General features: G+C 71.7%; 17 protein-coding genes. 5 read left to right on the forward strand and 12 right to left on the reverse strand.

Annotated features, from left to right (window positions below; all coding sequences use genetic code 11):
• Nucleotides 1-144: 144 nt before the first annotated feature.
• The 4 genes from cysQ to DFH01_RS21480 all read left to right on the forward strand — a co-directional run bounded on the left by cysQ (nucleotide 145) and on the right by DFH01_RS21480 (nucleotide 4,885).
• Nucleotides 145-942 (forward strand): 3'(2'),5'-bisphosphate nucleotidase CysQ, encoded by a 798-nt coding sequence (cysQ, locus tag DFH01_RS21465; RefSeq protein WP_109872560.1) that lies wholly within the window; start codon nucleotides 145-147, stop codon nucleotides 940-942.
• Between the two features lie 70 nt (nucleotides 943-1,012).
• Nucleotides 1,013-2,563, forward strand: a complete 1,551-nt coding sequence (locus DFH01_RS21470) for a hypothetical protein (RefSeq protein WP_109872561.1) — start codon at nucleotides 1,013-1,015, stop codon at nucleotides 2,561-2,563.
• The gene (locus DFH01_RS21475) at nucleotides 2,556-3,839 is read left to right on the forward strand and encodes a glycosyltransferase (RefSeq protein ID WP_109872562.1); all 1,284 of its coding nucleotides are present in this window, start codon (nucleotides 2,556-2,558) and stop codon (nucleotides 3,837-3,839) included. The genes DFH01_RS21470 and DFH01_RS21475 overlap by 8 nt, the downstream gene beginning before the upstream one ends.
• 20 nt (nucleotides 3,840-3,859) lie before the next feature.
• Nucleotides 3,860-4,885 (forward strand): glycosyltransferase family 4 protein, encoded by a 1,026-nt coding sequence (locus DFH01_RS21480; RefSeq protein WP_109872563.1) that lies wholly within the window; start codon nucleotides 3,860-3,862, stop codon nucleotides 4,883-4,885.
• A gap of 6 nt (nucleotides 4,886-4,891) precedes the next feature.
• On the opposite strand, the gene DFH01_RS21485 is transcribed toward DFH01_RS21480, so the two are convergent.
• The 3 genes from DFH01_RS21485 to dnaE form a co-directional block, all read right to left on the reverse strand.
• Nucleotides 4,892-6,031: a hypothetical protein gene (locus DFH01_RS21485; RefSeq protein ID WP_109872564.1), complete on the reverse strand. Its 1,140-nt coding sequence runs from the start codon at nucleotides 6,029-6,031 to the stop codon at nucleotides 4,892-4,894.
• Nucleotides 6,028-6,720 (reverse strand): hypothetical protein, encoded by a 693-nt coding sequence (locus DFH01_RS21490; RefSeq protein WP_109872565.1) that lies wholly within the window; start codon nucleotides 6,718-6,720, stop codon nucleotides 6,028-6,030. The genes DFH01_RS21485 and DFH01_RS21490 overlap by 4 nt, the downstream gene beginning before the upstream one ends.
• 101 nt (nucleotides 6,721-6,821) lie before the next feature.
• Complete coding sequence (gene dnaE, locus DFH01_RS21495) at nucleotides 6,822-10,265, reverse strand: DNA polymerase III subunit alpha (RefSeq protein ID WP_109872566.1); 3,444 nt, start codon at nucleotides 10,263-10,265, stop codon at nucleotides 6,822-6,824.
• Between the two features lie 37 nt (nucleotides 10,266-10,302).
• Between dnaE and DFH01_RS21500 the strand changes: the two genes are divergently transcribed.
• On the forward strand, nucleotides 10,303-10,770 hold the full coding sequence (locus DFH01_RS21500) for a nucleoside deaminase (protein WP_109872567.1): 468 nt from the start codon (nucleotides 10,303-10,305) through the stop codon (nucleotides 10,768-10,770).
• A 56-nt stretch (nucleotides 10,771-10,826) separates the two neighbouring features.
• Here the strand turns inward: DFH01_RS21500 and DFH01_RS21505 are convergent, their stop codons facing one another.
• The 9 genes from DFH01_RS21505 to DFH01_RS21545 form a co-directional block, all read right to left on the reverse strand.
• Nucleotides 10,827-12,164: an NAD(P)/FAD-dependent oxidoreductase gene (locus DFH01_RS21505; RefSeq protein ID WP_109872568.1), complete on the reverse strand. Its 1,338-nt coding sequence runs from the start codon at nucleotides 12,162-12,164 to the stop codon at nucleotides 10,827-10,829.
• 65 nt (nucleotides 12,165-12,229) lie between these two features.
• Nucleotides 12,230-12,985, reverse strand: coding sequence for a class I SAM-dependent methyltransferase (locus tag DFH01_RS21510; RefSeq protein WP_109872569.1), 756 nt, complete (start codon nucleotides 12,983-12,985; stop codon nucleotides 12,230-12,232).
• The gene (locus DFH01_RS21515; RefSeq protein WP_109872570.1) at nucleotides 12,982-13,665 is read right to left on the reverse strand and encodes an ABC transporter ATP-binding protein; all 684 of its coding nucleotides are present in this window, start codon (nucleotides 13,663-13,665) and stop codon (nucleotides 12,982-12,984) included. Before DFH01_RS21515 ends, DFH01_RS21510 begins: the two co-directional genes overlap by 4 nt.
• Entirely contained in the window at nucleotides 13,658-14,908 is a 1,251-nt protein-coding gene (locus DFH01_RS21520; RefSeq protein ID WP_109872571.1) for a lipoprotein-releasing ABC transporter permease subunit, read from the reverse strand. The genes DFH01_RS21515 and DFH01_RS21520 overlap by 8 nt, the downstream gene beginning before the upstream one ends.
• Before the next feature lie 10 nt (nucleotides 14,909-14,918).
• Nucleotides 14,919-16,226, reverse strand: a complete 1,308-nt coding sequence (proS, locus tag DFH01_RS21525) for a proline--tRNA ligase (protein WP_109872572.1) — start codon at nucleotides 16,224-16,226, stop codon at nucleotides 14,919-14,921.
• Nucleotides 16,227-16,690: 464 nt separating this feature from the next.
• Entirely contained in the window at nucleotides 16,691-16,963 is a 273-nt protein-coding gene (locus DFH01_RS21530; RefSeq protein WP_109872573.1) for a DUF1467 family protein, read from the reverse strand.
• Between the two features lie 35 nt (nucleotides 16,964-16,998).
• Nucleotides 16,999-18,636, reverse strand: a complete 1,638-nt coding sequence (locus tag DFH01_RS21535) for a ribonuclease J (protein WP_109872574.1) — start codon at nucleotides 18,634-18,636, stop codon at nucleotides 16,999-17,001.
• Between the two features lie 60 nt (nucleotides 18,637-18,696).
• Nucleotides 18,697-19,518 carry a type III pantothenate kinase gene (locus DFH01_RS21540; protein WP_109872575.1) on the reverse strand — a complete coding sequence of 274 codons (822 nt, stop codon included), beginning with the start codon at nucleotides 19,516-19,518 and terminating at the stop codon, nucleotides 18,697-18,699.
• A gap of 5 nt (nucleotides 19,519-19,523) precedes the next feature.
• Nucleotides 19,524-20,267: a biotin--[acetyl-CoA-carboxylase] ligase gene (locus DFH01_RS21545; protein WP_233256227.1), complete on the reverse strand. Its 744-nt coding sequence runs from the start codon at nucleotides 20,265-20,267 to the stop codon at nucleotides 19,524-19,526.
• Between the last annotated feature and the right edge of the window lie 4 nt (nucleotides 20,268-20,271).

The following is a 20,271-nucleotide window of genomic DNA, read 5'->3' on the forward strand; positions in this document are numbered from 1 at the left end:
CGGCGGGGTGCAACCTTTGCGCAATGCGGCTATCCCATACCCCGGGATGCGGCCGCAAGATGGCCGGCGCGGCGCGCGGGGCGCGCGGCACGCCATGCAGCCCTGGGCCACCCTGCAGGACCAGCCTTGAGGAATTGCGAAGACATGCCCGATCCCGCCGCGCTGCTGCCCGCCCTGGTCGCCATCGCCGCGGAGGCCGGCGCCCGCATCGTCGCGATCCGCAGCCGGCCGCACGAGGTCACCGCCAAGGGCGACGGCACCCCGCTGACCGAGGCCGACCTGGCCGCCGAGGCGATCATCGCCGCCGGCCTGGCGCGCGCCGCCCCCGGCATCCCCGTGGTCTCGGAGGAGGACGCGGCGCGCGCGGACCCGCCGCCGGGCGCCGCCTTCCTGCTGGTGGACCCGCTGGACGGCACCAGGGAATTTCTCGGCCCCTCCGGCGAGTTCACCGTGAACATCGCCCTGGTCGAGGGCGGGCGGCCGGTCTGCGGCGTGGTCTATGCCCCCGCCATCGGCCGGATCTGGCGGGGCGCCCGGGGCCTCGGAGCGGAGGCCGCGGCGCTGGCGCCCGGCGCGGACCCGGCCGGTCTCGCCTGGGTGCCGATCCGCGCCCGGCCCCGCCCGGCCGATGCGCTGGTGGCAGTCGCCAGCCGCTCCCATCTCGACCCCGACACCGAGGCCTTCCTGGCGCGCCTGCCGGTGGGAAGGCGCCGCTCGATCGGCTCCTCCCTGAAGTTCTGCCTGGTGGCGGAGGGCGAGGCCGATGTGTATCCGCGCCTCGCCCCCACCATGGAATGGGACACGGCCGCCGGGCAGGCGGTGCTGGAAGCGGCGGGCGGCAGCGTGACCACGCCGGAGGGCGCGCCCTTCGCCTATGGCAAGGCCGCCGCCGGCTTCCGCAACGGACCCTTCGTCGCCTGGGGCGCCCCGCCGGCCCGCTGATCCGGCAGGTTGACAGGGGTGGGCAAAGCGCCCTCAGTCGGCGCGATCTCGCAGGGGGACTGAGGGGCCGGTGTTCGTCTACCTGGATGATACGCGCCAACTCGGCCTGGACTGCTTCGCCCATCTCGCGCCGCGGCGCGGCATCGCCTTCGGCTGGACCATGGTGCCGCGCGGCGTGGAGGGCGCGGTGGACATCGCCGCCGGCCCGGACGCGCCCTGCGCCATCCTGCATGCCAGCTTCCATGAGCGCCCCGATGTCGCCATCGCCGATCCGCGCGACTCCGTGGTGCAGGGCTTCACCCTGGTCTTCGAACTCCCCGAGGAGCCGCCGACCGAGCTCGTCCTGACGCTCAACGCCGGCGAGGCCCTGATCCGCGCCGACATGCTCTCCGCCGAGGTCGAGCACGCCCTGCCGAAGGCCGTGGCGGTGCGGGCCTGGCGGATCAACCTGGCGCTGCTGCGGGAGTCGGCGCAGGTGCCCGAGCTCGCGCCGATGCTGACGCATCAGAACCGGCCGCTCGGCGCCTTCGCCGACTGGCTCGCCGCGATGCCCGCGGTGCGCGGTCGCGCGACGAATTACGGCCGGATCGCCGAGGCCGAGGCGCTGCAGGCGGCCTCGGGCGAGGTCCTGGTGATGCTGCGGGCCGAAGGCGCGCTGCCGCCGGCGGCACGGATCGACGCGGCCGCGATCGGCTGGCTGCGCACCGCGCCCGGCGCGCCCGCCGAGCCGCGCCTGCTGGACTTCGCCGAATGGCACGGCGCGCGCCTGCCGGCGGCCTTCGCGGGCTATGGCAGGATCGGCGGCCCGCTCGCGGATCGGCTGCAGGCGGTGGAGGTCCTGGTCCACGCCGAAGCCGATGCGGGCGAGGAGGTCTGGCTGCGCTGCCATCCCGCGCCGGCAAGCGTGCCGGACCTGCTCGACGCCGCCTGCCGCGCCACCGCAACCGGGCTGGCGGTTCCGGTGGAGGCGGCGGGCTCCGCCGGCCTCGCCCTGCTGCGCGAGGTGATCGCGCGGCGCGAGGCCGCCTTCGCGCCGATGCTGCGGGCCTTCGGCCGCGTCGCCGCCGCGGCGGCGGAGGACAGGCCCAGGACCGCACTGCTGCTCGGTGCGGACGACCCCGCTTTGGCGCGGCTGTTCCACGTCACCGCGCCGATCTTCGCGCGCCATTGCGACCGGCTGCTGCTGATGGGCGCCGCGGCGGACGATGCCGCGCAGGCCTTCGGCGCGGCCCGCCGGCCGGAGGTGCTGGTGGGCGAGGCGGCGGCGGAGGCGCTGCGGCTGGCCAGCGGCACCAGCGGCCTGCTCGCGCTGGATGCGCCCGCCTTCGCGGAGGCGGTGATCGCCGACGACCCGGACGCGGCCTTCACCGAGGTGCTCAGCGGGGCGGAACTGGCCCGCCTGCTGGCGCTGCACACCGTGGCGGGCTGCGCCCCGTCGCTCGCCGACAGCCTGCAGCGGCTGCTGCGCGCGCGGCAGGCGAAGGGCACCGCGCGCCACTTCGCCCCGCTGCCCCGCAATTGGAGCAACCGCCACGCGGCGGAGCCGGTCCACGCCCATCTCGAGCGACTGTGGTCGGCCGGCGCCGCGACCACGCCCGCGGAGGCTGCCGCCCATGCCTGACGCCGCGCGCAGCGTCTGCGTCCTGGCGCATTCGCACCCGGATTTCTCCAAGGGTGGCGGCGAGATGGCCGCGCATCGCGAATTCGCCGCGTTGCGCGCCGCGGGCCGCCGCGCGGTCTTCGTCGGCGCCTGCGAAACCGGCACGAACTATGCCGCGCAGCGGCCGATCGAGACGGTGATGCCGCATGGCGAGGACGACTACGTCTTCTCCTTCGCCGGCATGGCGGAGGACCGGCTGGCCTGGGACGATCCCTGGCAGCGGCGGCTGCTGGTGGAGTTCCTCGCCGGCCTCGGCAGCGATGTCTATCACCTGCACCACTACTGGCGGATCGGCGTGGACCTGATCCACGACCTGATGGCGGCGCGGCCCGACGCCACCTTCGTCGTCACGCTGCACGAGATGCTTGCCATCTGCCTGCATCACGGCCAGATGGTGAAGACGCGCTCGCGCGAGCTGTGCCGGCGGGAAAGCCCGCTCGCCTGCCTCGCCTGCTTCCCCGACCAGACGCTGGAACGCTTCGCCTTCCGCAAGGCGACGCTGCTCTCCGTGCTGCGGCGCTTCGACCACGTCGTCTATCCCAGCGCCTTCCTGCAGGCCCGCTACGAGGCCTGGGGCCTGGCCGGCCGCCCCGCCAGCGTCATCGAGAACTTCCTGGGCGACGAGCTGATGGCGGAGCCGCGTCGGGCCGGCGATCCGCACCGCATGGCGCCGCGCTTCGGCTTCTTCGGCCAGCCCACGCCCTACAAGGGGCTGGACGTGCTGCTGCGCGCCCTGCCGCTCGCGCTGCGCGAGAACCCCGCCGTCACGCTCACGGTCTTCGGCGCCGACCGCGAGGACGTGCTGCGCCTGTTCCCGATGCTGGAGACGCAGATCGACGACGCCGGCGCCAACCTCTCCTTCGCCGGGCGCTACGACGCGATGGACGCGGTCGCGCTGATGCGCAGCGTCGGCTGGGTCGTCGTGCCCTCCGTCTGGTGGGAGAACTCGCCGGTGGTGATCCAGGAGGCGCGGCGCGCCGGCACGCCGCTGATCGTCTCCGGCATCGGCGGCATGGCGGAGAAGGCGGAGGCCGGCGTGGACGCGCTGCATTTCGACCGCGGCTCGCCGGTGGACCTGGCGCGCGCGATGCTGGAAGCCGCCGATCCCGCGACGCGCGCGCAGTATGGCGCGAGCCTGCGCGACGTGATCGACCGCGCGGCGTTCCTCGCCGCCCTCGACCACGCCTTCGCGCCGGCCCCGCGCGCCGCCGCGCCGCGCGCCGAAGCGGCCGAATAGCCACGCACCGGGCCCGCGCCATGCGCAGCCTCGCCCTGGTGATGAGCCACGCGAACCGCAGCATGGGCGGCGCGACGCGGGAGCTTCATTTCTGTGCGGCGCTGCGCGGGCTCGGCGTGGATGCGCGCATCTGGCGGATGCATCCGGGCGCGGAGACCGAGCGGGAGGAGATGCTCGGCGTCCCGCTCAGCTTCTGTCCCGTGGACGCACCGGAAGCGGTGCCGCACCATCTGCTCTCCGCCGCGCTGCGCGACGAGATCGCGGCCTTCGCGCCGGATGCCGTGCTCTACAAGGGGCTCAGCTACCGCATCAATGCGTTCGTGCAGGCGGCACGACCCGCCGGCGCGCGCTACGGGCTGATCGTCGGCGGCGCGGTGACCGATCCCCTGGTGGAGGGCGCGGCGGCGATCCTCGGTGAGTATCGCGAGCAGCTGGCCCGGCATTTCCGCCCCGCCCTGCAGGACGGGCGCGCGATGGTGCTGCCGAAATACATCGACCTGGCGCTGGCCGGCGACGGCGTGCCGCCGAAGCGCGCCGAGTTCGACATCGTCAATGTCGGCACCTTCGCCGAGAAGCGGAAGAACCAGGCCGCGCTGCTGCCCTTCGCCGCGCACCGCAGGCTGGCCTTCGTCGGCGGCGGGCCGCTGCTGGCGGACGCGCAGCGCGCCGTGCGCATGGCGGGCCATGCGGCGAACGTCACCTTCTTCCGTCGCCTGCCGCATGCGGAGGTCTTCGCCGTGCTGCGCCGCGCCCGCGTGATGGTGCACAGCTCGCTCGGCGACGGCCTGCCGCGCGCCACGATCGAGGCGATGGCCTGCGGCCTGCCCGTGGTCGCGCTGCGCGACACGATCGAGGGCGGCATCCCGCCCACCGCCGGGCTGCTGGTCTCGGAGGACGGGCTGCCGCATGCGGTGGAGCTGCTGCTGGCCGATGACGGGCTGCGCGTGCAGATGGGCCGCGCGGCGCGCAAGCATGTGGAGCGCCACCACGGCCCCGCCGCCATCGCCGCCGCCGCGGAGCAGGCGCTGGCGCTGCTCTCGCGGTAGGGACGGCTATCGCCCGCGTTCCTCCGCGCGCTGCTGCGCAAGGTCGAAGGGCAACTGGAAAAAAAGCTCGTCCCAGCCCCAGAACTGCCGGAGCGAGGTGCGCAGCGCATTCGGCCCGAGCGACGGGCGCCGCCCGTCATGCGCGCTGACCGGCAGCAGCGGGGCGAGCAGGTCGCGCCAGAAATCCGCCGACAGCCAGGCATCCACCACGCTGGCATGCATCCCCGGCGCCAGCGCGTCGCGGCTCGGCGCGATGCGGAAGGGCGGCGTGCCGAGGAACACGCCCTCCTTCCCGAAGAACCGCGCCTCCGCCACCAGGGAGGAGGAGATGCCGACGACGCGGCGGATCGCATCCTGCCCCATCAGCACATAGGCGTTGTCCGCCACGTCGCGGATGCGGCGCAGCGGCAGGCCCAGGTCGAACAGGCCGAAGCCCTCGGCGTTGTAGGGATGCGGCTTGTAGAGGATGCGCCCTTCCGCCCCGATCGCGCGATGGAAGGCGGGGGCGAGGTCGCGCAGGTCGATCAGCCGGCCGCCCGAGAGCAGCGAGCGGTCCACCCGCGTCTGCCCGACCACCAGCACCTCCTCCGTCACCGGCGGGTTCACCGGCACCTTCACCGCGGTGGCGGCGACGAGGTCGGCCCAGGGCTCGAAGACATGGTCCTCGGCGTGATGGGGGGCGAGCGCCTCCAGCACGTCGTCATGGCTTGTCTGCACGGCGAAAAGCAGGTCCGGACCGAAGCGGTAGGGATGGATGTTGAGGTCCACCCAGGGGATGCCGAGCCGGGTCAGCAACCGCTTCTGCAACTCCGCCAGTTCGAAGCCGATCACCACCGCCGCGCCCTCGAAGGCCGCGGCGAGGCGCGCGGCGGCCTCGCGCGGGATCTCGGGCGCGTCGAACAACGCGACCCAGCCCTCGATGTCCGGCGAGACGCCGGCAGCGGCATAGACGCCCGGCGTGTCGAACGCGATCGCGCCGCCGGCCTGCGCACCCCAGGCCAGCGCCTCCACCGGAAGGCCGGTGGCGGCCGCGAGCGGCCGGCGCAGCAGGCGGTGCAGCCAGAGGATGTTGCCGAGCTGCGAGGGCCGAAAGCCCTCATCCAGCGGCCGCAGCACGTCGCCGGTGACGAGGACGCGCAGCGTCACGCGCGCTCGAGCCGGACCCAGAGCAGGCCGAGGCCGATGCGACGCGTGTCGCGGCGTGGCCCGCGCGAGGGATCCTCGTGCTGCGGCCCGTGCAGCAGGAAGGTGAGCCGCGCGCCCGCAGGCAGTTCGGGCAGCACCGGCCGCGCCTCGAAGATGCCCACGGTGCCGTCGTTGGACACGGTGTCGAAGGCCAGCGGCACGCCGTCCAGGAAGATGTCGTGCTCGGCGATGTCGAGCGGCAGGCCGAAGGGCGAGCGCAGGCAGAGCGTCAGCACCAGCTCCCCGCCGCCGAGCGCGGGCAGCAGCAGCGTGGCGCAGCGCGCCGCGCCGGACCAGGTCAGCGCGCCGCCCTCGGTCTGCTCCGTTTCCCACCAGCCCTGGCCGATGAAGTCCGGCGCGCCGGGCGTCACCGCCACGGGCCCGGCCTCGGCCGCCGCGGCGGGGCCGAGGGCCGCGGCCAGCCGCGCGGCGGGGATGAAGCGCAGCGGATCGAGCCGCAGCCGTTCCTCGCGCGACAGCCGCGCTTCCTGCTGCGCGGCTTCCAGCATGTCGAGCCGGGCGGCGGCGCGGGCGAGCTCGTGCAGGACGAATTCGGCGAAGGGCTGCGCCTCGGGCGGCATCGCCTCCACCAGCGGGCCGGCATCGTCGCGCAGCCGCGCCAGGTTCCGCCGCTCCAGCGCGGCATCCACCAGCTGGGCGACGCGGTCGGGCGAGAGGTCGGGCAGATGGGCGGTCAGCGTCGTGCCTCCGTTGCGCTCGCAGAGGGTTTAGCCCAGGCGGCGCGGCCGCTCTACAGTTCCTGCACCTCGGCCACGCCGGGCACCACCTTCATCGCCTGCATCAGCCGGGGCGAGACGTTGAAGCCGCCGGCCAGCGCGATCTCCACTTCCTGCCCCGGGCCGGTCATCGGCACCAGCACCACGCGCCCCCTGCCCCGCCCCTCGCGTTCCAGCAGGGCGCGGATGGGCTGCACGGCGGCGGTCTGCTCGAGCCAGAGCTTGAGACCCCCGGCGATCCCGGCGGCGGCCTTCTCCAGCGGCTCCAGATCCTGCGCGGTCAGGCGCAGCGTCTCTCCATCCACCCGCGCATCGGCGGTGACGACCAGCGCCTGGCCTTCCGTCAGAAGCTCGCCGGCACGGGCCAGAACCTCGCTGAAGAAGGTGACCTCGTAGGCGCCCTGCGCATCGGACATGCGCACGAAGGCCATGCGGTTGCCGCTCTTGGTCCGCATGCCGCGGCTGCTGACGACCGTGCCCGCCAGCTTCAGCCGCCCGCCGCCGCGCGCGCGTTCCGCGATCTGCGCCGAGGAGACGACGCCGAGCTTCTGCAGCGCGCGCTTGTAGGTGTCCAGCGGATGCGCGGAGAGGTGGAAGCCCACCGCCTCCGCCTCGAAGGCGAGGCGTTCCAGCAGCGGCCAGTCCTGCGCCTCCGGCAGGCGCAGCGGCGGCGGCGCGGCCTCGGCGCCGAACATGTCGCGCGTGGGATTGGCGCGGCGCTCGGCCGCCTCCTGCGCAGCGCGCAGGATGAACTCGGCGCCCTGCACCACGCGGGCGCGGTTCTTCTCCAGCGCATCGAAGGCGCCGGCCTTCGCCAGGTTCTCGAGCTGCATCTTGTTGAGCAGCTTCGGGTCCACGCGGCCGGCGAAGTCGGAGAGCGAGGCGAAGGCCGGTCCCGCATCGCGCGCCGCGACCAGGTCCTTCATCGCGCCGAGGCCGACGCGCTTGATGGCGCCGAGCGCGAAGCGGATGGCCACCTTGCCGTCCGCCTGCGTCTCCAGCACGAATTCCGCGCCCGAGCGGTTGATGTCCGGCGGCAGCACGGGAATGCCGAGCCGCGCCGCTTCCTGCATGTGGCCCGCGAGCTTGTCGGTGTTGCCGAGGTCGAGCGACATGGAGGCGGCGAGGAAGGCGACCGGATGGTTCGCCTTGAGATACGCCGTGTGATAGGCGACCAGCGCATAGGCCGCGGCGTGCGACTTGTTGAAGCCGTATTCCGCGAACTTCTCCATCAGGTCGAAGATCTCGCCGGCCTTCGCCTCCGGCACGCCGTTCTTCACCGCGCCGTCCACGAAGATGCGGCGTTGCGCCTCCATCTCGGAGCGGATCTTCTTGCCCATCGCGCGGCGCAGCAGGTCGGCGCCGCCGAGGCTGTAGCCCGCCAGCTCCTGGCTGATCTGCATGACCTGCTCCTGGTAGACCAGGATGCCGTAGGTCTCCTCGACGATGTGCATGATCGCCGGATGTGGCGGCTCCCACTTCTCGCCATGCTTGCGTTGGCAATAGGCGGGGATGTTCGCCATCGGGCCGGGCCGATAGAGCGAGACGGCGGCGATCAGGTCCTCGAAGCGGTCGGGGCGCATCATGCGCAGGCAGTCGCGCATGCCCTGGCCTTCGAACTGGAACACCCCGGCGGCGTCGCCCTTCGCCAGCATCGCGTAGGTCTTCGCGTCGTCCAGCGGCAATGCCGCCAGGTCGAGCACGATGCCCTGCCCCTTCAGCAGCTCCACCGCGCGCTCCAGCACGGTCAGCGTCTTCAGGCCGAGGAAGTCGAACTTCACGAGCGAGGCGAGCTCGACATGCTTCATCGAATACTGGGTGATGAGCATGTCGGACCGCGGGTCCTTGTAGAGCGGCACGATCTCGGCCAGCGGCTTGCGGCCGATCACCACGCCCGCGGCATGGGTGGAGGCGTTGCGGTAGCAACCCTCGATCTGCTGCGCGATCTCCAGCAGGCGCGCGACCTGCTCGTCGTTGTCGCGCATCTCCTGCAGCTTCGGCTCGCCCTCGATCGCCTGCGACAGCGTGACGGGCTTGGCCGGGTTGAACGGGATCAGGGAGGCGATGCGGTCCACCTGGCCATAGGGCATGCCGAGCACGCGGCCCACGTCGCGCACCGCCGCCTTCGCCTGCAGCTTGCCGAAGGTGATGATCTGCGCGACGCGGTCGGCGCCGTATTCGCGCACCACGTACTGGATCACCTCGTCGCGCCGGTCCTGGCAGAAATCGATGTCGAAATCCGGCATCGAGACACGCTCGGGGTTCAGGAAGCGCTCGAAGAGCAGGCCGAAGCGCAGCGGGTCGAGATCGGTGATCAGCAGCGCCCAGGCGGCGACGGAACCGGCGCCCGAACCGCGGCCGGGCCCCACGGGGATGCCGTGCTGCTTCGCCCATTGGATGAAGTCCGCGACGATCAGGAAGTAGCCGGAGAAGCCCATCTTCTCGATGACGGAGAGTTCGTAGGCGAGGCGCTCGCGATAGGTCGGCCGCTCGGCCTCCGGCGTGGCCTGGGCTTCCAGCCGTCGCTCCAGCCCTTCCTTCGCCATCGCGGCGACGGTCTCGGCCTCCGTCATGCCGGGACGCACCTTGGGGCAGATCGGCAGTTCCGGCTTGCGCGATTCGGCCATCACCGCGCAGCGCCGCGCGATGGCCAGCGTGTTGTCGCAGGCCTCCGGCAGGTCGGCGAAGAGTTCGCGCATCACGGCCGCCGGCTTGAACCAATGCTCGGGCGTCACGCGGCGTCGGTCCTGCTCCGCCAGCACGCGGCTTTCCGCGATGCAGAGCAGCGCGTCATGCGCCTCGTACATGCCGGTCTTGGCGAAATACACGTCGTTCGCCGCGACGATGGGCAGCCCCGCCTCGTCGGCCAGGCGCAGCAGCGCCGGCTCGATCGCGCGCTCCACAGCCAGGCCGTGACGCTGCAACTCCATCACCAGATCGTCCTGCCCGAATCGTTCCTTCAGTTTCGCGAGCAACGCCGCGGCGGCGTCGCGCCTCCCTTCCGACAGCAGGCGTCCGAGCGGGCCGGTGGTGCCGCCGGTCAGCAGGATCAGCCCTTGCGCGTGCGCACCGAGCGTGTCCAGCGTGATGCAGGGCTGGCCGGAGGGATCGCTGCCGAGGAAGCCCGCGGAGGAGAGGCGCTGCAGGTTCTCCAGGCCCTGCGCATCCTTGGCCAGCGCCACGATCGGATCCGGCCGGCTGAAGCGCGGATCGGCCGCGCGCCCGGCATCCTCGGTGGCGGAACGAGACAAGAAGAACTGGCAGCCCATGATGGGCTGGATGCCCTTGCCGGCGGAGGCCTGCGCGAATTCCAGCGCGCCGAACAGGTTGGCGGTGTCGGTCAACGCGACCGCCGGCATGCCGTCGTCCTTCGCGAGCGCCGGCAGCTTCTCCGCCTTGATCGCGCCTTCCGACAGCGAATAGGAGGAATGGACGTGCAGATGGACGAAGGAGGACATCACCCCCTTCCTAGCACGGACCGGCCGGAGATTCGCGATGCCCGACGACCTCGCCCTGCTGCGCCGCGCCATCGCCCTGGCCGGAGAGAGCCGCGCCGCCGGCCAGCATCCTTTCGGCGCGGTGCTGGCCGATGCGGAGGGAAGCGTGCTGATGGAGGCCGGCAACGGCTTCCACCCGCATGGCGACGGCACCGCGCATGCCGAGCGGCTGGTCGCCACGCGCGCCTGCATCGAACTGGCGCCGGAGCAGCGCGCCGCGGCGACGCTCTATTCCAGCGCCGAGCCCTGCGCGATGTGCGCCGGCGCGATCTACTGGGCCGGGATCGGGCGCGTGGTGTTCGGCCTTTCGGAGAAGCGCCTCAAGGCGATGATCGGCCCGCATCCCGAGAACCTGACGATGGACCTGCCCTGCCGCGACGTCTTCGCCGCCGGCCAGCGCGCGATCCGCGTGGAAGGCCCGCTGCTGGAGGACGAGGCGGCCGTGGCGCATCACGGCTTCTGGTAGAATGCAGGGGCCCGGGGACGATCATCGTCCCCGGCGGGGCGCGGGGCAGCGCCCCGCTAATGCAGCTTCACGCGCGGCTCCGTCCGCTGCGTCAGCATGCGTCCCACCGAGGCCAGCGCCGTCTTCGCCCAGCCATGCAGCGCGCGCTGGTGCATCTTGTAGAGCGAGCGGTACATCAGCCGCGCGAAATAGCCCTCCACCATCAGGCTCTTGCCCACCAGCACGCCCATCAGGCTGCCGACGGTCGAGTAGTGGCCGAGCGAGACCAGGCTGCCGAAGTCGCGGTACTGGAACGGCTCCGGCGCCTCGCCCTTCAGCTTGCGGCGGACCTGGCGCAGCACATGGCTCGCCTGCTGGTGCGCCGCCTGGGCGCGCGGCGGCAGGAAGCCCCCCGGTCCGGGCCCCGGGCAGGCGGCGCAATCGCCGATGGCGAAGATATCCGGGTCGCGCGTGGTCTGCAGCGTCGGCAGCACCGCCAGCTGCTGCATGCGCGCCAGTTCCAGCCCGTCGAGCTGCGCCAGGACCGAGGGCCCCTTCACGCCGGCGGACCAGACGACAAGCTCCGATTCCAGCAGGCGCCCATCGGCCAGCTGCACGCCCTCCGCGGTCACGGCGCTGACGCGCGTGCCAGCCATCACCGTCACGCCGAGCCCCTCCAGCAGCTTCGTCGCCGCCTCGGAGAGGCGTTCGGGAAGCGCCGGCAGGATGCGCGGCGCGGCTTCGATCAGCGTCAGGCGCAGGTCGCGCTCCGGGTCGATGCGATCGAGGCCATAGGCGACGAGCTGGCGCGTCGCGCGGTGCAGTTCGGCCGCCAGCTCGGTGCCCGTCGCGCCGGCGCCGATGATCGCGACGTGCAGCTGCCCCGGCCGGATCGGCTCGGCCTGGGTCTGGGCGCGGATGCAGGCGTTCAGCAGGCGGCGGTTGAAGCGGCGCGCCTGGTCCGTGGTCTCCAGCGGGATGGCATGATCCCGCACGCCGGGCGTGCCGAAATCGTTGGTGGTGCTGCCGATGGCGATGACCAGCGTGTCGTAGGGCTCCTCCCGCCCCGGCGTGACCTGCCGCCCGTCCTCGTCGAAGGTCGGGCCGAGCTTCACGATCTTCGCCGCGCGATCGAGCCCGATCAGCTCGCCATAGCGGTAGGTGAAGTGGTGCCAATGCGCCTGCGCCAGGTAGTCCAGCTCGTGGTCGTCCACATCCAGGCTGCCCGCCGCCACCTCGTGCAGCAGCGGCTTCCAGAGATGGCTGCGCGTGCGGTCCACCAGCGTGACCTGCGCCCTGCCGCGCCGGCCGAGCGTATCGCCGAGGCGAGTCGCGAGCTCCAGCCCCCCGGCGCCGCCGCCGACCACGACGATGCGGTGCAGGCCCGTGGCGGGCGGAGTCGGGTCGGTCGGCATGGCGGCATCCTACACGAGACGGTGCGCTGCGCGTGCAATTCCCATACCGCGGGTCCGCCCCGCGCTCAGGCCACCCGCGCCTGTGTGTAGGGGAAGCCGAAGAAGGACACCTCGCGCACGCGGAAGCGCGGGCTCTCGGCGAAGCGTTTGCGCAGCGCCGCGCGCATCCGGTCCGACCAGGACAAGGGACTCAGCAGCATCTTGCCGCCGATGACGCCCACCGGACGCAGCGTGCCGCCCGAGGTGAGATACTGCGCCAGGCCTTCTGTCACACCCGGGAAGCCGGTGTTGAAGAAATCGTCCAGCACCACCGCCGCGCCGGGAGTCGCCACCTCCTCCGCCAGGCGCAGGTCGCTCGCTGCGTGGCCGGCCGTGTGCCCGCCATCCACCGAGATGAAGCGGTAGCTCTCGCCACGGGCCAGCACGGCCCGCCGCGTGGCCGGCGCCGTGGAATCGCCCTGCAGGATCGCGACCCGGCCCGGCTCCAGCGCATGCGCGGCGAGGTTCGCCTCCAGCACGGCCCGCTGTCCGTGGCCGGACTTGTCGATGTTGAGGGCCTGGTCCTCGAACACGTCGAGTGCGAGGCCAGGCTCCCCGGTGCCGGCCGCATGCTCCAGCGCAAGCAGGAACCGTCCCTGGTGGACGCCGATCTCGAAGAAGCCGCCGGTGATCCCGTGCGACTCCTGGAACGCCAGCGCGACATCCAGCAGCACCATCGCGTCCGGATGGACGAAGCCCTGCACCTTGCCCCAGGGCCCGTCCAGATAGCGTTGCAAGCGCGGATGCAACGCCGGCAGGGCGGGCGGCGGCGGGCGGCTCATGCCGGCAGAACGCGCCCGTCGCGCAGCGTCACCACCCGGTCCATCCGCCCGGCCAGTTCCGGATTGTGGGTGGCGATCAGCGCGGCGACGCCTTGATCGCGCACGGCGTGCAGCAACTGGTGGAACACGCGGTCGGCAGTGCCGACATCCAGGTTGCCGGTCGGCTCGTCGGCCAGCAGGATGCGCGGCCGGTTGGCCAGCGCGCGGGCGATCGCCACGCGCTGCTGCTCGCCGCCCGAAAGCTTGCCGGGGCGGTGCTGCTCACGCCCCTGCAGGCCGAAGGCGTGCAGCAGCTCCGTGGCGCGCGACTCCGCCGCGCCGCGCGCCACGCCCGCGGCCATCTGCGGCAGGGCTATGTTCTCGAGCGCGGTGAATTCCGGCAGCAGGTGATGGAACTGGTAGACGAAGCCGATCGTGTTGCGCCGGATCGCGGTGCGCTGGTCGTCGCTGAGCGTGCCGGCGGCGCGGCCCTCCACCAAGACCTCGCCGGCATCCGGCTTCTCCAGCAGGCCGGCCAGGTGCAGCAGCGTGGACTTGCCGGTGCCGGAGGGCGCGACCAGCGCCACGATCTCGCCGGCGGCGAGCGTCAGGTCCGCGCCGCGCAGCACCGGCAGTTCACCCGCTTCCGTGCGAAAGGCGCGGGCGACGGCGCGGAGCTCAAGAGGAGCGGGTTCACTCATTCCTGAGCGCCTCGACCGGATCGGTCTTCGCCGCGCGCCAGGACGGATAGATCGTCGCCAGCAGCGACAGGCCGAGGCCCATCAGCACCACCTGCGTCACCTCCCAGGGGTCCACCACGGCCGGCAGGCGGGAGAGGAAATAGACCTCCGGGCTGAACAGCTCGGTGCCCGACAGCGCCTGGATCGCCTGGCGGATGCTCTCGATGTTCCAGACGAACAGCATGCCGATGACGAAGCCGGTCAGCGTGCCCACCACGCCGACACTGGCGCCGCACAGAAGGAAGATGCGCAGGATCGAGCCGCTGGTCGCGCCCATGGTGCGCAGGATCGCGATGTCCCGCCCCTTGTCCTTCACCAGCATGATCAGCGAGGAGACGATGTTGAAGGCCGCGACCAGGATGATCAGCGTCAGGATCAGGAACATCACGTTCCGCTCCACCTGCACCGCGGCGAAGAAGGAGCTGTTGGCGTCCTGCCAATCGAGGATGCGCACCGGCGTGCTGCCCATCGCCGTGCGGATCGCCCGCGTCACCGTGCGCACCTCCGTCGGGTCACGCACGAAAACCTCGATCTGGGTGGCGGCGTCGCCGGTCTGGAAGAAGGTCTGCGCGGCCTGCAGCGGCAGGAAGACGAAGCTGCTGTCGTATTCGTGCATGCCCACCTGGAACAGCGCGACGACGGTGTAGGCGCGCACCCGCGGCACCGTGCCGAACACCGTGGTGCGGCCCTGGGGCGAGACCAGCGTGATCCTGTCGCCCACCGTGATGCGCATCTTCTGCGCCAGCCGCGTGCCGATGACGATGGCGTCGTCGCCTTCGAAGGCCTCGAGCGAGCCCGCCTGGATGTTCTGCGCGACCAGTCCGCGCGCGCGCAGATCCTCCGGCCTCACGCCGCGCGCCAGCCCGCCGGAAGCGCCGCCCTGCTCGCTGGTCAGCAGCACCTGGCCTTCGACGATGGGCGTCGCGCTGACCACGCCCTGCACGGTGCGGATGCGCGCGGCCATCGCGTCGTAGTCCGTGATGTTCCGCTCCATCCCATATACGCCGAGATGGCCGTTCAGGCCGAGGATCCGCCCCAGCAGCTCCTGCCGGAAGCCGCCCATCACGCTCATTACGATGATCAGCGTGGCGACGCCGAGCGCGATGCCGACCAGCGAGAAGATCGCGATGACCGAGACGAAGCGCTCGCCCTTGCGCGCCCGCAGGTAGCGGAAGGCGACGGCGCGCTCGAAGGCGTTGAACATCAGATTGGCGTCAGCCGTTCAGCCGCGCGATCGCGTCCTCGACCGAGACCTCGTGCCGCTCGCCCGTCATGCGGCGCTTCAGCTCCACCTTGTCCGCGGCCGCGCCGCGCGGGCCGACGATCACCTGCCAGGGATGGCCCATCAGGTCGGCATCGGCGAATTTTCGGCCGGCGCGTTCGTCGCGATCGTCATAGATGCCGTCGGTGCCGAGCGCGGCATAGACCCGCTCGCTCAGCGCGTCGCAGGAGAGGTCGCCGGGCTTGAGGTTGATCACCGCCGCCTTGAAGGGGGCCACGGCATCCGGCCACTTGATGCCGGCCTCGTCATGGTTGGCCTCGATGATGGCGCCAACCAGACGGGAGACGCCGATGCCGTAGCTGCCCATCTCCGGCACCACCGCCTGGCCGTCCGCGCCCTGCACCCGCAGGCCCATGGGCTGCGAATACTTCGTGCCGAAATAGAAGATGTGGCCGACCTCGATGCCGCGCGCGGAGACACGCTGGTCCTCCGGCAGGCTCGCCCAGGCGGCCTCGTCATGCATCTCGTCGGTCGCGGCGTAGTGGCTGGTCCAGCGCTCCACCAACGGCGCGAGGTCCGCGTCGTAGTCCGGCGTCTCGGCCAGCGGGTCCATCTCCAGCATGCCCTTGCTGACGAAGACCTGGCTCTCCCCGGTGTCGGCCAGGATGATGAATTCGTGGGAGAGGTCGCCGCCGATCGGGCCGGTATCGGCGCGCATCGGGATCGCCTTCAGCCCCATGCGCGCGAAGGTGCGCAGATAGGCCAGGAACATCTGGCGGTAGGAGTGCGTCGCGCCTTCCTTGGTCAGGTCGAAGGAATAGGCGTCCTTCATCAGGAATTCGCGGCCGCGCATCACGCCGAAGCGCGGGCGCACCTCGTCGCGGAACTTCCACTGGATGTGGTACAGGTTGCGCGGCAGGTCGCGATAGCTCTTCGCGAACTGGGCGAAGATATCGGTGACCATCTCCTCGTTGGTCGGGCCGAACAGCATCTCCCGCTCGTGCCGGTCCTTCAGCCGCAGCATCTCCGGGCCGTAGGCGTCGTAGCGGCCGGACTGCCGCCAGAGATCGGCCGACTGGATCGTCGGCATCAGGATCTCCTGCGCGCCGGCGCGGTCCTGTTCCTCCCGCACGATCTGCTCGACCTTCTGCAGCGTGCGCCAGCCGAGCGGCAGCCAGGCATAGATGCCGGCAGAGGTCTGGCGCACCAGGCCGGCGCGCAGCATCAGCCGGTGCGAGACGATCTGCGCCTCGGCGGGCGTTTCCTTCAGCGTGGGCAGGAAGGCGCGGGAGAGGCGCAAGGCAAGGCTCCGGGCGGCGGGAAGGCCGGGAAACTAGACCGGATCGCGGGTGCGGGGAATGGCGGCGACAAAGGGCGCAACAACGTCGGCCAAGTCACTGGTTCCGGCCATGCTGCAGCGCAACAAGATGAGGCGAAGCCACGCGGAAAGAACAGATCACAACGGATTTGCCACCTTTCCGCCCAAAAACCCCTTTGCTTTCGGAGGGTCCAAAGGTAAAGAAAAGACGGGCCGCACCCCAAGGGCGCGGCCCGAGTTTAGGGAGGAAACGCCAGTCACACGGCAGAGAGAGGATCAACCTCTCCCTGGGGCAGATATTGGCGTGGGGAGCTAAGGCGGCACAACAACAAAGGCCGCCATGGAAAGCCAAAAAACAGGCTTCCGAAACCGAACTGCGCATTTAGAGGGCGGCGTCCGCTGGGGAGGCGGGTTAGCCGCCTGAATTTTGTGCAGCGGGTCCCAGGCTACCGGCCCGACGGTCCCTGATAGGCCAGCCAGCCATCGCGGAAGCTGATCAGGTCGGACTCGATCAGCGCATAGGCGCCGAACCACAGCACCGTCGCCAGCACCGTCGTCCCGATGATCTTGCGCAGCAGATGAGGTTGCGTCGGCGCGCCGCGCCAGCCCCCGGCCTCCGGGTCCGGCTCCTCCACTGGCCTGGTGCCGATCGGCAGCACGGCGAAGAGCGCCGTCCACCAGATCAGCAGATACACGACGATTCCCGTGAACCAGTCCATGACGGCAGCCCCGATTCGCCGGGAATTCCCCGGCGCTAAACCCTCAGCAGATGCACCTCGACGCTCGGCCGCTTGCGCAGCCGCCGGCCGAGGGCGCGGCGCACGGCCGTCCGCGCCGCTTCCCGCAGCGCGCCGTCCTCCCGCTTCATCGGCGCCGGCAGCTCGATCACGGCGCGCGCCAGGTCGGCGGCGATCTGCGCCGGCTCGTCATCCGTGCCGTCGAACAGGCCGGGCGCCGAGACCTGCGGTTGGCCGAGCATCCGCCCTGCCCCGTCCACCGCAAGCGAGGCGATGACCACGCCGTTGAACAGCATCTTCTTCCGCGCGGCGAGCACGTCGCCATCCAGCGGCAGCAGCCGGTCGCCATCCACGGCCAGTCGCCCGACCGGCACGCTCTCGACGATGTCCGGCGTGCCGGGCCCGAGGCGCAGCACGTCCCCGTCCTCGATCACATAGGCGTCCGCGCCCAGCGTCTCGGCCAGGTTCGCGTGCTCGTTCATGTGCCGCCACTCGCCATGCACCGGCACGGCGTATTTCGGCTTCACGAGCTGATAGAGCCGCTTCAGCTCGTCCCGCGCCGGATGGCCGGAGACATGCACCATGTGGTCGTCGGCGGTCATCACCTCGACGCCGGCCCGGCTCAGCTCGTCCTGGATGCGCAGGATCGCGCGCTCGTTCCCCGGGATCATGCGGGAGGAGAAGATCACCGTGTCCCCCTCCCCCAGCGAGACATGGGGGTGGGTGTCGGCGGCGATCTTGGCCATGGCGCTGCGCGGCTCGCCCTGGCTGCCGGTGCAGACCAGCACCAGGCGGTTGTCCGGCACGTCGGCCGACTGCTCCTCGGTCAGGAAGGGCGGGATGTCGCGCAGATAGCCGCATTCGCGCGCCGCGGCCTCGGCGTTGCGCAAGGACCGGCCGAACAGCGCCACCTGACGCCCCGCCGCGCGCGCGGCCATGGCGATGCTTTCCACGCGGGCGATGTTGGTGGCGAAGCAGGTGACGGCGACCCGGCCCTTCAGGCCCTTGATCAGCGCGGCCAGGTTGCGCCGCACCTCCGCCTCGCTGCCCGAATGGCCCTCCACCAGGGCGTTGGTGCTGTCGCAGACCATGGCCAGCACGCCTTCCTCGCCGAGGCGCGCGAAGGCGGCCTCGTCGGTCGGCGGGCCGATCAGCGGGTTGGGGTCGAGCTTCCAGTCGCCGGTGTGCAGCACCGTGCCGTATTTCGTACGGATCGCCAGCGCCTGCGCCTCCGGCACGGAATGCGCGACGCGCAGGAATTCGAGGTCGAAGGGCCCGACCGTCCAGCGCCCGCCGAGCGGCTGGGTGATGATCTCCACCTGGGTCAGCAGCCCCGCCTCGCCCAGCTTCCGCCGCAGCACGGCCGAGACGAAGGGGCCCGCATGGATCGGGCAGCGCAGCGCCGGCCAGAGATGCGCCACCGCGCCCACATGGTCCTCATGGGCGTGGGTGATCACCAGCCCGGCCAGCCGGTCGCGCCGCGCGGCCAGCCAGCCGGCATCGGGCACCATCACATCCACCTCCGGGTGTTCCGGCCCGCCGAAGCCGAGCCCGCAATCCACCGCGAGAAGCTGCCCATCGCAGCGATAGACATTCAGGTTGAGGCCGATCTCCCCCGTCCCGCCGAGCGGGATGAAGGCCAGGTCTCCGGTCATTGTTGTTCCGTTTTCTTGATCAGGTCGGGATTCGTCGGGTCGGGTGCGTCGATCGCGGCGTCAGGCGAGGCTGTCGTCTCGGCGCGCTACGCGGGTCAATGTGGGGGCGGGGTTGCGCTCCGCCAACAGCCGGAGGCCATCGAGGGTCGTGTCCGGGTCCGTCGTCTCGATGATGGTGGTGCCTTCCGCGAAGAGCGGCGCGAGGCCGCCCGTGGCGATCACCTTCAGCCGGCCATCCACCGCCTCGTCGTATTCGGCTCGGATGCGGGCGACGATCCCCTCGATCAGCCCGACATAGCCCCAGTAGATGCCGGACTGCATGGCCGCCACCGTGTTGCGCCCGACCACGGCCTGGGGCCGGCCGATGCCGATGCGCGGCAGGCGGGCGGCGGCGCGGTGCAGCGCCTCGATCGAAAGGTTGATGCCCGGCGCGATCACGCCGCCGAGATAGGCGCCGTCCCGCGCCACCACGTCGAAGGTGGTCGCCGTGCCGAAATCGATGACGATCAGCGGCCCGCCATAGCGCCGGTGGGTGGCGAGCGCGTTGAGCAGGCGGTCCGCGCCCACCTCATGCGGCGCATCCACCCGGATGTCGAAGCCCCAGTCGAGCGAGGCTCGCGCGATCAGCGGCTCGCAGAGGAACCATTCTCGGGACAGCCGGCGCAGATTGTAGAGCGCGGCCGGCACCACAGTGCCGATCACGCAGCGCGAGATGTCCGTGGGCTTCAGCCCGGAATGGCCGAGCAGCGTCATCAGCCAGACCGCGTATTCGTCCGAGGTGCGCTCGGCATCCGTGCGGATCCGCCAGCGGCCGCGCCATTCGGCGCCGTCATGCACGGCGAAGACGACGTTGGTGTTGCCTGCGTCCACGGCCAGCAGCATGGGGCTCAGTCTCCTCCCCCCGAGAGCTCGCCGGTCGCGAAGCGCCTGGTCCGCCCATCCGTCTCGAGCAGCAGTGCGCCGTCGGCGTCGAGGCCCCGGTACAGGCCGGTGGTTTCGCCCGCACCGGTGCGCAGCGTCAACCGCGCGCCGGGCTGCGGCCCGCGTTGCTGCCATGCATCGAGCAGGGGGCGGATGCCCTCCGCCGAGATGCGTCGCTGCCAGGTATCCACCGCGCGGATCAGGGCCACTGCCGCCGCTTCCGGGTCGGGCGCCGGCGCATGCTGGCCGAGGCAGGTGGTCGGCCGGTCCGGCAGCTGCGGCGCGACCGCGAGATTGGCGCCGAGGCCAAGCACGATCCACTCGATCCGCCCGTCATGCGCCGCGCCCTCGCACAGCATCCCGGCCAGCTTGGCGCCGCCGAGCAGCAGGTCGTTCGGCCATTTCAGCCGGATCGCCGCCCTGTCGGCCATGAAGCCCGACAGCGCCTCCGCCAGCGCGACGCCGCCAAGCAGGGCGAAGCGCGGCGCCGCGGCGGCCGGCGCATCGGGACGCAGCAGGAGCGAGATGTAGAGGTTGCCCTCCGGGCTCTGCCAGCTGCGCCCGTCGCGGCCCCGCCCGGCGGTCTGCCGCCGCGCCAGGACCGCCAACCCCTCCGGCTCTCCCGCCGCGGCGAGGCGCCGCAGCAGGTCGGAGGTCGAGGGAAGCTCGGCCTCGATGCGCAGCCGCCAGCCCGGCGGCAGCGCGGCCACGCCC

This window comes from Falsiroseomonas bella, assembly GCF_003173615.1.
GTDB classification, from domain to species: Bacteria; Pseudomonadota; Alphaproteobacteria; order Acetobacterales; family Acetobacteraceae; genus Falsiroseomonas; species Falsiroseomonas bella.